The 14,942-nt window shown below is 60.7% G+C and carries 12 protein-coding genes and 1 pseudogene; 12 read left to right on the top strand and 1 reads right to left on the bottom strand.

Annotated elements, in window-relative coordinates; all coding sequences use genetic code 11:
- Positions 1-5: 5 nt before the first annotated feature.
- Complete coding sequence (frc, locus tag RSO67_RS28610; protein WP_120290951.1) at positions 6-1,283, top strand: formyl-CoA transferase; 1,278 nt, start codon at positions 6-8, stop codon at positions 1,281-1,283.
- 204 nt (positions 1,284-1,487) lie between these two features.
- Here the strand turns inward: frc and RSO67_RS28605 are convergent, their stop codons facing one another.
- The gene (locus RSO67_RS28605) at positions 1,488-2,192 is read right to left on the bottom strand and encodes a substrate-binding domain-containing protein (RefSeq protein ID WP_315841618.1); all 705 of its coding nucleotides are present in this window, start codon (positions 2,190-2,192) and stop codon (positions 1,488-1,490) included.
- Between the two features lie 272 nt (positions 2,193-2,464).
- Between RSO67_RS28605 and RSO67_RS28600 the strand changes: the two genes are divergently transcribed.
- The 11 genes and pseudogenes from RSO67_RS28600 (at position 2,465) to RSO67_RS28550 (ending at position 14,872) form a co-directional block, all read left to right on the top strand.
- A complete protein-coding gene (locus RSO67_RS28600) occupies positions 2,465-2,602 on the top strand; it encodes a hypothetical protein (protein ID WP_170849697.1) in 138 nt (45 codons plus the stop codon).
- Positions 2,603-3,101: 499 nt separating this feature from the next.
- Positions 3,102-4,115: a tripartite tricarboxylate transporter substrate binding protein gene (locus tag RSO67_RS28595; protein WP_315841617.1), complete on the top strand. Its 1,014-nt coding sequence runs from the start codon at positions 3,102-3,104 to the stop codon at positions 4,113-4,115.
- Positions 4,116-4,206: 91 nt separating this feature from the next.
- The gene (locus RSO67_RS28590) at positions 4,207-4,704 is read left to right on the top strand and encodes a tripartite tricarboxylate transporter TctB family protein (protein ID WP_315841616.1); all 498 of its coding nucleotides are present in this window, start codon (positions 4,207-4,209) and stop codon (positions 4,702-4,704) included.
- Between the two features lie 57 nt (positions 4,705-4,761).
- Positions 4,762-6,267 carry a tripartite tricarboxylate transporter permease gene (locus RSO67_RS28585; protein ID WP_089267113.1) on the top strand — a complete coding sequence of 502 codons (1,506 nt, stop codon included), beginning with the start codon at positions 4,762-4,764 and terminating at the stop codon, positions 6,265-6,267.
- A 209-nt stretch (positions 6,268-6,476) separates the two neighbouring features.
- A complete protein-coding gene (gene oxlT / locus RSO67_RS28580; protein ID WP_089267112.1) occupies positions 6,477-7,766 on the top strand; it encodes an oxalate/formate MFS antiporter in 1,290 nt (429 codons plus the stop codon).
- 231 nt (positions 7,767-7,997) lie between these two features.
- The gene (gene oxlT / locus RSO67_RS28575; RefSeq protein ID WP_315841615.1) at positions 7,998-9,308 is read left to right on the top strand and encodes an oxalate/formate MFS antiporter; all 1,311 of its coding nucleotides are present in this window, start codon (positions 7,998-8,000) and stop codon (positions 9,306-9,308) included.
- Positions 9,309-9,581: 273 nt separating this feature from the next.
- A complete protein-coding gene (locus tag RSO67_RS28570) occupies positions 9,582-10,013 on the top strand; it encodes a CBS domain-containing protein (RefSeq protein ID WP_089267110.1) in 432 nt (143 codons plus the stop codon).
- Positions 10,014-10,048: 35 nt separating this feature from the next.
- Positions 10,049-10,168, top strand: a pseudogene (locus RSO67_RS28565) (2-hydroxyhepta-2,4-diene-1,7-dioate isomerase); the annotation flags it as partial.
- Between the two features lie 150 nt (positions 10,169-10,318).
- Positions 10,319-11,314, top strand: coding sequence for a nitronate monooxygenase family protein (locus tag RSO67_RS28560; protein WP_315841614.1), 996 nt, complete (start codon positions 10,319-10,321; stop codon positions 11,312-11,314).
- Positions 11,315-11,334: 20 nt separating this feature from the next.
- Positions 11,335-12,303, top strand: coding sequence for a zinc-binding dehydrogenase (locus tag RSO67_RS28555; protein WP_315841613.1), 969 nt, complete (start codon positions 11,335-11,337; stop codon positions 12,301-12,303).
- Between the two features lie 244 nt (positions 12,304-12,547).
- Positions 12,548-14,872, top strand: a complete 2,325-nt coding sequence (locus RSO67_RS28550; RefSeq protein WP_315841612.1) for a PAS domain-containing sensor histidine kinase — start codon at positions 12,548-12,550, stop codon at positions 14,870-14,872.
- Positions 14,873-14,942 lie beyond the last annotated feature (70 nt).

Here is a 14,942-nt window from a genome sequence, read left to right as displayed (position 1 = left end):
AAACAATGACACAGGCGCTCAAAGGCGTTCGCATTCTGGATTTCACCCACGTTCAATCTGGCCCGACCTGCACGCAGTTGCTGGCATGGTTCGGCGCCGATGTGATCAAGGTCGAACGCCCCGGCGTTGGCGACATCACCCGCGGCCAGCTACAGGACGTGCCGAATGTGGACAGCCTGTATTTCACCATGCTGAACCACAACAAGCGCTCGATCACCCTCGACACCAAGAACCCGAAGGGCAAGGAAGTCCTCACCGCGCTGATGAAAGAGTGCGATGTCCTGGTCGAGAACTTCGGACCCGGCGTGCTCGACCGCATGGGCTTCCCGTTCGAAAAGATTCAGCAGATCAACCCGAAGATGATCGTCGCTTCGATCAAGGGGTTTGGTCCCGGTCCCTATGAGGACTGCAAGGTCTATGAGAACGTCGCGCAGTGCACCGGCGGCGCAGCTTCCACCACCGGCTTCCGCGACGGCCTGCCACTCGTCACCGGCGCACAGATCGGCGATAGCGGCACTGGCCTGCATCTCGCACTCGGCATCGTCACCGCGCTGTATCAGCGCACGCAAACCGGCAAGGGCCAGAAGGTCACCGCCGCGATGCAGGACGGCGTGCTCAACCTGTCGCGCGTCAAGCTGCGCGACCAGCAGCGCCTCGCTCACGGTCCGCTCAAGGAATACAGCCAGTTCGGCGAAGGCATTCCGTTCGGCGATGCCGTGCCCCGCGCCGGCAACGACTCCGGCGGTGGTCAGCCCGGCCGCATCCTGAAGTGCAAGGGCTGGGAAACCGACCCGAACGCCTACATCTACTTCATCACTCAAGCGCCGGTGTGGGAGAAGATCTGCGACGTGATCGGCGAACCGACCTGGAAGACCGACCCGGCCTATGCCAAGCCGGCGGTGCGCCTGCCCAAGCTCAACGCGATCTTCGCGCGCATCGAACAGTGGACGATGACCAAGACCAAGTTCGAGGCGATGGAAATCCTGAACCAGGACGACATCCCGTGCGGCCCGATCCTGTCCATGAAGGAATTGGCCGAAGACCAGTCGCTCCGCGCCACCGGCACCGTGGTCGAGGTCGATCACCCCGAGCGCGGCAAGTATCTGTCGGTTGGTAATCCGATTAAGCTATCGGAAAGCCCCACCGAAGTGACCCGCTCGCCCCTGCTCGGCGAACATACCGACGAAATCCTCAGGCAAGTGCTGGGCTTCAGCGATCATCAGGTGGCCGAAATCCACGACTCCGGCGCACTCGATCCGCCGCGCAAGGTTGCGGCAGAGTAAAGGCGAAGCGCAAGCATTCAAGTCACGCGAAAGGCCGCCAATGTGCGGCCTTTTTCGCGTCGTCCAAGCGCTGTCCGCTCAGCCGTCATTGCGAGGAACCTTGCGACGAAGCAATCCAGTCTTCGTTTGTGGCGTCTGATTGCTTCGCCGCGCTCGCAATGACAGCTGAGATGTCGCCTCGCACTGCACTTTCGCGGTCTGTTGCTACAGCTCGTAACGATACACGCCGTGAGATCTGAGGTAGGCGTCCAGCCCGGAATCCGAAAGGAACTGGACAAGCTGCAACGCTTTTTCAAGACGGCTTTTCCGATGGACAAACATCGACATATCGATGTGCAGACCGAGTTCAGGCGGAAAGTTCGCAACGGGTGCGACGCCGGGAGCAGCTATGATCCTCGAAAGCGGCGCGATGGCGTACTGTACTTCGCCGTTGGCGACAGCGATCGGCGGCTCGCCAGCGCCCATCGGACGCAAGCGATCTCGGATGTGCTCCTGCAGGCCCATCATTTCGACGGCTTTCAAGAACGTCTTCCCGCTGGTCCCTATGGAGGTGTATGCGATCGAGTCCGCGCTCAACAGGAGCTTGCGCACGGCTTCATGTGAACTGGCGACGCCGTCCGGCGCAGCTGCGGCAGCTCCGATCGTTAGCGGAACGCGCCCGAACGGCACGTGGATATCCGGAAAAACGCACCCAAGCGAGATCATCTCGTCGACATACCAGGGATTAGTCAGCCCGACGTCGAAGTCTTCGCCGTCCATGATACGCTTTGCAACGGCCGGATTCACGTCGTACTTCGCTTGAACCGCAATGCCGTGCTGCCGCTCGAACTGCGGCAGTAGTTCCTCGATCTCCGCATATACTGCCACGGCACTCATGAACGTCAGCCTGTGTTCGGTGGTTGTAGCCATGCGCCCCTCCCCCGCTTCGCTAACATAGTCGGCAAGCCTCCATCCCATGTTGGCGAACGTCAATCTGTCCGAGATGGCCGTCGCCCGCGGCGCCATCTTTGCGAAAGGCTAGCGCCAAACTTCAATAAGAAAATCAAATCGATCCATATCGCACTGCAAAATCCTCATGCTGCCATGCAAACAAGACAATTGTCCTTGGCATCTGGTATACGTACATTGATCCCAGATGATGAGGCGCCAAGACGCGGGGGCCTCCAGCAAAGGATCAAATCATGTCGAAGACTGCTTCTCTCGACCTCACCACGTCCACCAGCTTCTTCGCTCGCTTCATGGCCTCGCTTGATCGCGCGCTGATGGCCAGCGCACGCATCTCGGCCCGCAACGGCGACCTGCCGCGCTTCGGCCTGTAAGGCTGCGATCTCACTACTTTTGCGCGGCCAACCCGCGCAAAATTCTCTGCGTTCCTCCCGACGACTGGCCCCGGATTTCCGGGGCCATTTTTTTTGTTTGTGTAGTTGCATCGCAGCGACGTCTCGCGCTCCCTGCGACATTTCAGCCTCCCCGGCTTTTAACGGCTCTAATCGCTTGCCGCTTGGCATATCGCATACCAAAATGCGCAAACGGTAATGCTTCACGTCTGAATAGAAAGCATACCTTGGGAGGACAAAGGCTGCGCTGCCTTCGCGGGCACGCGATGCCGTATGCGCCATGACAGAGCGACCCAGACCCACTCATCCTTTTTGCAGGCGAGCCGCTTCAATGCTCGACAGTCTGACGTGCGCATATGGCGCACGCAAGGGCGTGTTTGCACACCTGCAGTCAGGACATTCGAAGGAAGACCCGACCACGCACTGACGATTTCAAAGTCGACGAACGATCGACGCTATCAGAACGAATGGGAGAGAAACAATGAAACGCCTAGGTTCATGTCTCACGCTGGCCGCCGCTGCATCCATTCTCTGCCTGGGAGCGTCTCTCCCGGCATCTGCTGCATGGGAGCCGACGCGCCCCGTCGAATTGATCGTTCCCGCGGGCACCGGCGGCGGCGCCGATCAGATGGCGCGCACCATTCAGGGCATCATCACCAAGCACAGTCTGATGAAGCAGCCGCTTGTCGTCATCAACAAGTCGGGTGGCGCGGGCGGTGAAGGTTTTCTCGACGTGAAGTCGGCGAACAACAATCCGCACAAGATCATCATCACGCTCTCTAACCTGTTCACGACACCGCTCGCCACCGGCATTCCCTTCAACTGGAAGGATCTCACTCCAGTCGCGATGCTGGCGCTCGACGAGTTCGTACTGTGGGTAAATGCCGACAAACCGTACAAGACGGTGAAGGACTATATCGACGCCGTGAAGGCCGCACCGGCCGGCACGATCAAGATGGGCGGCACCGGCTCGAAGCAGGAAGACCAGATCATCACGGTCGCAGTCGAGAAAGCGATCGGCAGCAAGTTCACTTACATCCCCTACAAGGGCGGCGGTGAAGTCGCGGTGCAGCTCGTTGGCCAGCATGTCGATTCAACCGTGAACAATCCGATCGAGGCTGTCGCGCAGTGGCGCGGCGGCAAGGTGCGTCCGCTCTGCGTGTTCGACAGCAAGCCGATGGCCTATGACGAGCAGGTTGCTGACGGCAAGGGCTGGAAGGACATTCCGACCTGCAAGTCGCAGGGGCTCGATATCGAATATGTGATGCTGCGCGGCATCTTCATGGGGCCGAAAGCGACGAAGGATCAGATCGAGTATTATGTCGAACTGTTCAAGAAGGTCCGCGCGACGCCCGAGTGGCAGGACCTGATGAAGAGCGGCGCCTTCAACACGACCTTCATGACCGGCGGCGAGTACGCCAGCTGGGTTGGCACCGAAGAGAAGCGCCACGAGACCCTGATGAAGGAAGCCGGCTTCCTCGCACAAGGCAACTGACGCGGGCGCTATGAGGCCGGACCTGATCCGCACATCAGGTCCGGCACATGCGACATGCTGATAGACGCAGATCTCTCACACAGAGTTGTCCATGACCACGCAGAAATCTCACAACGCAGGCCCGTCTCACAAATCGGTCGAAGCCGGCGTCACCACCGTCATCGGCCTGTTCGGCGCCATCGTCGTCTATGGCAGCGTCAAGGCCGGCATCAACTGGGGCGCAGAGGGACCGAAAGCCGGATTCTTTCCGTTCTATATTGGGCTGTTCATTATCATCTCCAGCCTCGTCAATATTTGGAACACGCTGCGCGAGGACGACGACAGCCTGTTCGCCGAATGGGGCCAGCTGCGCCAGGTCTTCAGCGTCGTCATTCCCACCGGCATCTATGTCGGCGTCCTGCCGTTCATCGGCCTCTATGTGTCGTCGATGATTTTCATCGCATGGTTCATGCGTTGGCTCGGCAAATATGAGTGGCCGATCATCGCCGCTATCTCTCTTGGCATGCCTGTCGTCACCTACCTGATCTTCGAACGCTGGTTTCTCGTGCCGCTCCCCAAGGGGCCCCTCGAGGATCTGCTCGGTCTCTGATTTCCGCGATCTTTAATTCCGTTACGTCTGCCGGTCTCTTTCTGAGGACTACTCGAAATGGAAGAAATTGCTAATCTGTTCCAGGGCTTTGCGGTCGCGCTGCAGCCATTCAACATCGCGGTGATGGTGCTCGGCATCGTGCTTGGCGTCATCATCGGCGTGCTGCCCGGCCTTGGCGGCGCCAATGGCGTTGCGATCCTGCTGCCCCTCACCTTCAGCATGCCGCCGACATCGGCCATCATCATGCTGTCCTGCATCTATTGGGGCGCATTGTTCGGAGGTGCGATCACCTCGATTCTGTTCAACATACCCGGAGAGCCATGGTCGGTGGCCACGACATTCGACGGCTATCCGATGGCGCAGCAGGGCAAGGCTGCCGAAGCACTGACAGCCGCCTTCACGTCCTCTTTTGTCGGCGCCCTGTTCGCCGTCGTCATGATTACCCTGGTCGCGCCGTTGGTCGCAGGCTTCGCCTTACGATTTGGGCCGGCGGAGAAATTCGCTGTCTACTTCCTGGCGTTCTGCAGTTTCGTCGGGCTGAGTAAGGAGCCACCTTTCAAGACAATCGCTGCCATGATGATCGGATTCGCGCTCGCCGCCGTTGGTCTCGATTCCATCACCGGACAGCTGCGGCTCACGTTCGGCTCGACCGAACTCCTCAATGGCTTCGACTTCCTGATCGCCGTCATCGGCCTGTTCGGCCTCGGCGAGATCTTCCTCACCATGGAGGAAGGACTGCGCTTCCAGGGCGGCAAGGCGAAGATCGATCTTCGCGTCGTGCTACGTACCTGGATGAGCTTGCCGCAATACTGGATGACGTCATTGCGCTCCTGCGTCATCGGCTGCTGGATGGGTGTTACGCCCGCAGGCGCGACACCCGCGTCCTTTATGAGTTACGGCATCGCCAAGCGCGTCTCCAAGAACGGCAATAACTTCGGCAAGGGCGAGATCGAAGGCGTTATCGCTCCGGAAACGGCCGCGCATGCTGCCGGTACCGCGGCCCTGCTTCCGATGCTCTCGCTCGGCGTCCCCGGCTCGCCAACTGCCGCTGTGCTTCTTGGTGGTCTGCTGATCTGGGGCCTGCAGCCTGGCCCGATGCTATTCGTCGAGCAGAAGGAGTTCGTCTGGGGCCTGATCGCCTCGATGTATCTCGGCAACCTCGTCGGCCTGATCATCGTGCTGACCTGCGTACCGATCTTCGCAGCGATCCTGCGGGTTCCATTCAGCATCATCGCACCTCTTATCCTGGTGCTCTGTGCGATCGGAGCTTACTCCGTCCACAACTCGACCTTCGACGTGGTGATGATGCTGGTATTCGGAATCATCGGTTACGCACTGAAGAAGTGTAACTATCCCCTCGCCCCGCTGGTGCTGGCCATCGTGCTCGGCGACAAGGCCGAGGAAGCCTTCCGGCAGTCATTGCTGGGCTCACAGGGATCGCTCGGGATCTTCTTCTCGAACACACTGGTCAGCAGCATCATGATCCTCGGCCTGATCGCGCTGTTCTGGTCGGTGATCCAGAACGGCTTCACCCGGCTGCGTACTCGCACTGCAGCAGCGTAAGTAACGATACAAATAACTGTTCAAACCCAAAAGCCGGCGGTCTGGACTGCCGGCTTTGTGCTGTCTTGTAGTATCGCAGTACAGCATTCAGTCATGCGAAACTTGCAGCGGCAAATTGGCAAGATTTCGCTTGTTAGTTGGCATATCATATACCAAACTATCCTTCGCAGCTGTCGAGCTCTCAATAGAACAGCGCTTTAGGAGGAACTATGACTGATGCAGTTCACGGGGTGGCGCCAGCTGCCGCACGTGTCAGCGATGCCTACCGCTGGACACAACTCGCCATCGGCGTTGGCGCGATGGTGATGATCGCCAACTATCAATACGGCTGGACGTTCTTCGTCCCCGACATCCAGAAGAAGTTCGGCTGGGATCGTGCGTCGATCCAGTGGGCCTTCACCCTCTTCGTTCTGTTCGAGACTTGGCTGGTGCCGGTCGAAGGATGGTTCGTCGATAAATACGGCCCGAAGCTCGTCGTCCTTATCGGCGGCATCCTCTGCGGCATCGGCTGGGCGATCAATGCACAGGCGGAAACGCTCAACGGCTTCTATCTCGGCATGATCGTTGCGGGCATCGGCGCTGGCGGCGTCTACGGCACCTGCGTCGGCAATGCCCTGAAGTGGTTTCCTGACAAGCGCGGCCTCGCGGCTGGCATCACCGCTGCAGGCTTTGGTGCCGGCTCCGCCCTCACGGTCGCGCCGATCCAGGCCATGATCCAGGATTCCGGCTTCCAGACCGCATTTCTGTATTTCGGTCTCGGACAAGGCATCATCATCGTGATCCTCTCCTTCTTCCTGTTCGCGCCAAAGGCTGGACAGGTACCGGCGGTCACGCAGAACGCCAACGTGATCCAGACCCGCCGCAACTACGCGCCGACGGAAGTCATCCGCCATCCGATCTTCTGGCTGATGTACTTCATGTTCGTGATCGTCGGTGCCGGCGGCCTGATGGTGACGGCCAACCTGAAGCCCATTGCGGCCGACTGGAAGATCGACAACGTACCCGTCACGCTGATGGCCATGACGATGACGGCGGTCACCTTCGCAGCCACCATCGACCGCGTACTCAACGGCCTGACACGTCCGTTCTTCGGCTGGATCTCCGACATGATCGGCCGCGAGAACACGATGTTCATCGCCTTCGGCATGGAAGGCGTCGGCATCTGGGCGCTGTATATGTGGGGTCACGATCCGCTGTGGTTCGTGCTGTTGTCGGGCTTTGTGTTCTTCGCCTGGGGTGAGATCTATTCGCTCTTCCCATCGACCTGCACCGACACCTTCGGCTCCAAGTTCGCAACGACCAATGCCGGCCTGCTCTATACGGCAAAGGGGACGGCAGCACTTCTGGTGCCGGTTGCGAACTACATGCAGCAGTCATCGGGCACGTGGGACAGCGTCTTTCTCATTGCAGCCGGCGCCAACATCCTGGCTTCACTGCTCGCCATTGCGGTGCTGAAGCCTTGGCGTAAGGTCGTCGTCAGCAAGGCGCTTGCGACCTAAAACGCAAAAAGACTCAAGAAAACAACGCGCTCAGCCCCGGCTGGGCGCGTTTTGCGTGGGCGATGCGCTGCTCGCCAAGGCGTGATCGCCTTCAGGCAACAATCGGCCAAGACCACCTTGCATCGTGGAATATAATATACCAGTCTCCGACCAAGCGACGCCTGCGGCAATACGCCACAACCTTAGCGACACCACGCCGCGAGGGAAAAAGCGCGCATCGGAGGAAACACGATGGCTCAGCCAGACTTCACCACCGCGTCCAACCCACCCGGCAGCTTCCGCTGGATCCAACTCGTGATGGGCATCGTCTGCATGGCGATGATCGCCAACCTGCAATATGGATGGACGCTGTTCGTCGACCCCATCGACGCCAAGTATCACTGGGGTCGCGCCGCGATCCAGCTCGCCTTCACGCTGTTCGTCGTCGTCGAAACCTGGCTGGTGCCGGTCGAAGCGTGGTTCGTCGATAAATACGGTCCGCGCGTCGTCATCATGTTCGGCGGAGCCATGATCAGTCTCGCCTGGGTGCTGAACTCCTATGCGGACTCACTGGTGATGCTTTACGCCGGCGCCGTCGTCGGCGGCATCGGCGCAGGTTCCGTCTACGGCACCTGCGTCGGCAACGCGCTGAAGTGGTTTCCCGATCGCCGCGGCCTCGCTGCCGGCGCCACAGCAGCAGGCTTCGGCGCCGGCGCTGCGATCACCGTCGTGCCGATCGCGCATATGATTGCCGAGAGCGGCTATCAACATGCCTTCTTCACCTTCGGCATCGGTCAAGGCCTGATCGTGTTCGTGCTCGCCTTCTTCATGCGTCCGCCTGGGCAGGCCGTGCCGGTGACGAGGAAACAACTCAATCTGCCGCAGACCAAGACGGATTTCACGCCGCCGCAAGTGCTGCGCAGCCCGATCTTCTGGGTCATGTATCTGGTCTTCGTGATGGTCGCCGCCGGTGGTTTGATGACCGCAGCGCAGATCGCGCCCATCGCGCACGACTACAATATTGCGAATTCTCCGGTGACATTGGCCGGCTTCCAGATGGCAGCACTGACCTTCGCCATCTCGCTCGATCGCATCTTTGACGGGTTCGGCCGCCCGCTCTTCGGTTGGTTGTCCGATCAGATCGGCCGTGAACACACCATGTTCATCGCCTTCGGCACCGCCGCGGTGATGCTGCTGACGCTGTCGGCCTATGGTCACAACCCACTCGTCTTCGTACTGGCGACGGCGGTCTATTTCGGCGTGTTCGGTGAGATCTACAGTCTGTTCCCAGCGACGTCAGGCGACACGTTCGGCGCCAAATATGCCGCGACGAATAACGGCATGCTCTACACCGCGAAGGGCACGGCGGCATTGTTGGTACCGCTCGCGAGCCTGATTGCAGCGAGCTATGGATGGCAGGCCGTGTTTGTGATCGCCGTTGCACTCAATGCCACGGCCGCTTTGCTCGCCTTGTTCGTCATCAAGCCGATGCGGCGCGCATTCATTCTGGGAAGCGAACCTGTGGTGACGGAAGCGGCACCGCAGAGCGCCAAAACCGCCTGATCGATCGGGCTATGCCGAGAAGGGGCGCACGCGAGTGCGCCCCTTTTTCATGCCCAACTGGCATGCCAGACACCCAACTGGATTCGCCGGTGCGATAGAAGCAGGTCGAAAAACACACGCCACGCAGCAAATAAACGTCAGAAACACTGACTTTCTTTCTTGATCCACCGCCCCTCGATATGCTGGTTTCTGCGTTGACAACTGGCATACCGTATACCAATCTTGCGCTTACAAGATCGATCCTCAGCCGATCAGCCAAGGGAGGTTATTGCCATGCAAGTCGGAGATATCCTGCGTAGGAAGAGCACCCGTATCGCCACTGTCCGCATGAACGAGACCGTCGCCATCGCGGCGCAGTTGCTCCGGACAGGCAATATCAGCGCACTGGTCGTGAAGGACGTGTGCCGCACCGAGGGCAACACCGCGGTCGGCATGTTCTCCGAACGCGACGTGGTTCGCGCGATCGCCGAACACGGCGCCGCCGGCGTCAATCGCAAGGTCTCGGATATGATCTCGGTCCAGGAATTGATTTCCTGCCACTCGACCGACACGCTCGAACACGTCCGCCACCTGATGAACAAGCATCACATTCGGCATGTCCCGGTCATCGACGATCACACGCTGATCGGCGTGATCAGCATCCGCGACATCAGCAGAGCACTCGACCATGAGGATGCACCGCAAGCGCATGCAGCGGTCGCCTGAGGCCTAGCCTCAAGCTCACTTCGCGTTCCAGATCGCCCGGCGATCTGATCTGCTGCGGCACCTCCATCGGCGTCGGCGTGATGAAGGAGCCGGTCAAAACCGTGACCATCGCCATCGATGGGATCGGCGCGCTGCATAACGAATTCCACCAATAGGAATTAGGCACCGCCCCGCACTATCCGCATGGCGCACCGCCGGCTGTCCGATGGACATTCCGGCGGTGCAACGGCATCCTCCGCCCCCGAAAGATCAACAAGCCACATCGGGCACACCCGATGCGCCTGCGAGGGAACAGAGGACCAATCATGATCAAGACGCGCTTCACCGAGCTCGTGGGTGTCGAACACCCGATCGTCCAGGGCGGCATGCAATGGGTCGGCCGCGCCGAGCTCGTCGCCGCAGTGGCCAATGCCGGTGCGCTTGGCCTGATCACCGCACTGACCCAGCCGACGCCAGAAGACCTCACCAAGGAAATCGCGCGCTGCCGCGATATGACCGACAAGCCGTTCGGTGTGAACCTGACCATTCTGCCGACCATCAAGCCACCGCCTTATGCGGAATATCGCCAGGCCATCATCGAGGCCGGCATCAAGGTGGTCGAGACCGCCGGCAACAAGCCGCAGGAACACGTCGCCGAATTCAAGAAGCACGGCATCAAGGTCATCCATAAATGCACCAGCGTGCGCCACGGCCTCTCCGCCGAGCGTATGGGCGTCGATGCGATCTCGATCGATGGCTTTGAATGCGCCGGACATCCCGGCGAGGATGACACCCCCGGCCTGATCCTGATCCCGGCCGCAGCCGACAAGATCAAGATCCCGATGATCGCCTCGGGCGGCTTCGGCGATGGCCGCGGCCTTGTCGCCGCGCTCGCGCTTGGTGCCGAGGGCATCAATATGGGCACGCGCTTCATGTGCACCAAGGAAAGCCCGATCCATCAGCTGGTGAAGGAGCGCATCGTCGCCAATGACGAACGCGAGACCGACCTGATCTTCCGCACCATGCGCAATACCTCGCGCGTCGCCAGGAATGCGGTGAGCAAACAGGTCGTCGCGATGGAGAAGGAAGGCGCCACTTTCGAGCAGATCAGGGAACTCGTCGCCGGTGCCCGCGGCAAGCTGGTCTATGCGCACGGCGATGCCGAAGATGGCATCTGGTCGGCGGGCCAGGTCCAGGGCCTGATCCACGACATCCCGAGCTGCCAGGAACTGGTGGCGCGCATCATGCACGACGCCGAGACGATCATTCGCGCGCGCTTCGAAGCCATGCTTGGTGGCGGCCAGCGCCAGGCCGCTGAATAGACGGAACGGAAAGCAGAGCCATGAAAGCTTATGTCTACGGCGCCAACGGCGCTGCGATCGGTGATGCCCCGAAACCCTCACCCACGGGCACGCAGGTGCTGGTCAGAGTGAAGGCCTGCGGCCTCAACCGCGCCGACCTCGGCATGACCAAAGGGCACGTCCACGGCGCTGCCGGCGGCGTCGGTACGGTGCTGGGAATGGAATGGGCGGGCGAAATCGCCGAACTCGGCCCGGAGGCCAAGGGCGTCAAGGTCGGGGATCGCGTGATGGGTTCCGGCGGTGCGGCCTTTGCCGAATTCGCCGTCACCGATCACGGCCGGCTGTTCCACATGCCAACCAGCATGAGTTTCGAGGATGCCTGCACCCTGCCCGTCGCCATCACCACGATGCACAATGCGCTGGTGACGAATGGCGGACTGCAGCCCGGCCAATCGGTCCTGATCCAGGGCGCCAGTTCCGGCGTCGGCCTGATGGCGCTGCAGATCGCCAGGCTCAAGGGCGCAAAGACGGTGATCGGTTCATCCACCGACGCCGCACGTCGCGCCCGGCTGAAGGACTTCGGCGCCGACCTCGCCATCGATTCGAAAGATGCCGGCTGGGTCGATCAGGTGCTCAAGGCCACGGGTGGCGACGGCGTCGATCTGATCGTCGACCAGATCTCGGGGCCCGTCGCCAATCAGAACCTGAAAGCCACGAAGGTGATGGGACGCATCGTCAATGTCGGCCGGCTCGGCGGCACGCATGGCGATTTCAATTTCGATCTCCATGCCGCACGCCGCATCAACTATATCGGCGTGACCTTCCGCACGAGATCACTGCAGGAGATTCGCGACATCTTCAGCGCGGTGCGTGCGGACATCTGGCCCGCCGTCGAAGCAGGCCAACTGAAACTGCCGATCGACAAGGTCTACGCATTCGACGACATCGGAACGGCGTTCAACCACATGGAAGCCAACAAGCATCTCGGCAAGATCGTGGTCACGTTGTAACGCGCGCCCTGCGAGTCATTGATTTCAACGCCGCGCGTGATTCTCATGCGCGGCGTTCCTGTTTCGGACTCATGCAAGTACCGAACAGTGATGAAATTCTCCGGTGGATACGATTTATTTCACGTTAACGTTTCGTTGACTCTCGACAGCCCCCGCAAAGTGGATTCTTATTGGTCTTGCGATTCGAAGTGGCGGGGCAGTTGTTTCGAGCGACGCGGGCGAGATTCTTCGAGGGGGCTTAGGTATGGCGCGTGCGCATGCGGACAACGCATGCGTCCAATCCGATTCGATCAAAGGATTGGCGCAGTCTATCGCGAAGCCGGCCTATCACAGGCTGCTGATCGCAGAGCCGGCACTTCGCCGGGCCGTCCCCACACTCATCATCGCTTTTCTCATCACGATCTTCTTCGGCGCCTTCGTGCAGGTGGTCGATCAGAGCCGGCAGAAGCAATCCTCGATGAAGCGCGATCTCGCAGCGCTCGCCGATCTGCTCGCCGAGCGTCTCGAACGCAACGGCACCATCCGTCAGGATCGTTCTGCTGCCGTCGAGCGCCTGCAGAGCCTGCTGCCCAGTCTGATTCCATCCTGGGGGATCGCTGGGGGACGCCACGTCATCGTGCTGGGCGCCGATCAAAGCATTCTCGCGCGCGTGCCGATCGACCTGCCACCGGGCGACGCCAATCGCATCCTCGACGTCCTCAGCGCGACGCAGGCCATGGCTGCGCAGGGTCCACGCACTGACGTTGTCGATGTGAAACTGCCCGACAACAGTCATGCATTGGCCACCCGACGCATCGTCAAGGCGCTGCCGGGTCAGGTGGTCGTCATTCAGGAGAACAACGAGCCGATCTGGCGCTCGGACTCCGCGCTGTCGATCACGCTCTCGGCCACCACCGGTTTCGTGGTGCTGATCCTCGGCTTCGCCTTCCACTGGCAATCGACCCGCGCCCGCGAAGGCGACGCGATCAACGACGCCGTACGCGGCCGTATCGACACCGCCCTCAATCGAGGCCGCTGCGGATTGTGGGACTGGGATCTGTCGCGCGGCCGCATCTTCTGGTCGCAGTCGATGTTCACCATGCTGGGCCTCGACAGCCGCAGCGACCTGCTGACCTTCGGCGAAGTCAACGCGCTGGTACAATCCGACGACATCAACCTGTTCGAGATCGCCGACCAGTTGATTTCGTTCAAGATCGATCACATCGACCAGACCTTCCGCATGCAGCACAGCAACGGCCACTGGATCTGGCTGCAATTGCGCTGCGAACTCGCGCAGGGCCAGAACGATGGCAGCCAGCACCTGATCGGCATCGCCATCGACGTCACCGAACAGAAAAGCCTCGCCGAGAAGACCGTCGAGGCCGACGTCCGGCTGCGCGACGCCATCGAGACCATCCCCGAAGCCTTCGTGCTGTGGGACGCGGAAGATCGCCTGGTGCTCTGCAACTCGCATTTCCAGCGCCTGCACAAGCTGCCGGACTCGGCGGTGTCGCCGGGGACGTCCTACGAGACCGTGCTCGAAGTCGGCAGCATGCCCGAGGTCCGCTCGCGTCTCGCGGAATCCGGCGCTGCGGCCCCTGGCGCGCGAACCTTCGAAGCGCAGATCGAGGACGGTAGCTGGCTGCATATCAGCGAGCGCCGCACCAAGGACGGCGGCTACGTCTCCGTCGGCACCGACATCACCCGTATCAAGGAGCACGAGCACAAGCTGGTCGACAACGATCTACGCCTTCGCGCCAGCGTCATCGATCTCAAGCATTCCCAGGCCGCGCTAGAGAAACAAGCGCTCGAACTTGCGGACCTCGCCCAGAAATATTCCGACGAGAAGAACCGCGCCGAGGAAGCCAACCAGACCAAGTCGAAATTCCTGGCCAATATGAGCCACGAACTGCGCACGCCGCTGAATGCCATCATCGGCTTCTCGGAAATCATGGGCAGCGGCATGTTCGGCAATCTCGGCTCCGACAAATATGCCGAATACTGCCACGACATTCTCACCAGTGGTCACTACCTGCTCGAAGTCATCAATGACATTCTCGATATGTCGAAGATCGAGGCAGGTCGTATGCAGCTGGACCTTGAGCCGCTCGATCTCGGACAGACGCTGTCCGAAGCGCTGCGTGTCGTCTCTGGCCGCGCCGACGACAAGAATCTGACACTCAGTGCCGACATCGCGGCTGATGCACCGGTGGTGGCCGACCGCCGCGCCATCAAGCAGATCCTCGTCAATCTGCTCTCGAATGCCGTGAAGTTCACACCCGATGGCGGCCGTGTCACCGTGCGCAGCCGCGTTCTGCGCGACTCCGTGGCCCTGATGATCGCCGATAGTGGCATCGGCATCGCCCCGCAGTCGCTGAAGCGTCTGGGACGCCCGTTCGAGCAGGTCGAGAGCCAGCTCGCCAAGACCTATCACGGCTCGGGCCTCGGCCTCGCTATCGCCAAATCGCTCACCAACCTGCATGGCGGATCGATGAAGCTGCGCTCCAAGCTCGGCACCGGCACCGTGGTCTGCGTCACCATCCCGCTCCGCGGCAGACACGGGCCAGCGGAAATCTCCGAGGCCGCCTAGGCTTCGATTGCTTACCGCTGACCGGGCCGAGCCAACGCCCATGGCATGACACTCAAGCGTCAAATGGCCG

The sequence above is a fragment of the Tardiphaga sp. 709 genome, assembly GCF_032401055.1.
Lineage (GTDB): Bacteria > Pseudomonadota > Alphaproteobacteria > Rhizobiales > Xanthobacteraceae > Tardiphaga.
This window is presented reverse-complemented; position numbering and strand designations above follow the sequence as displayed.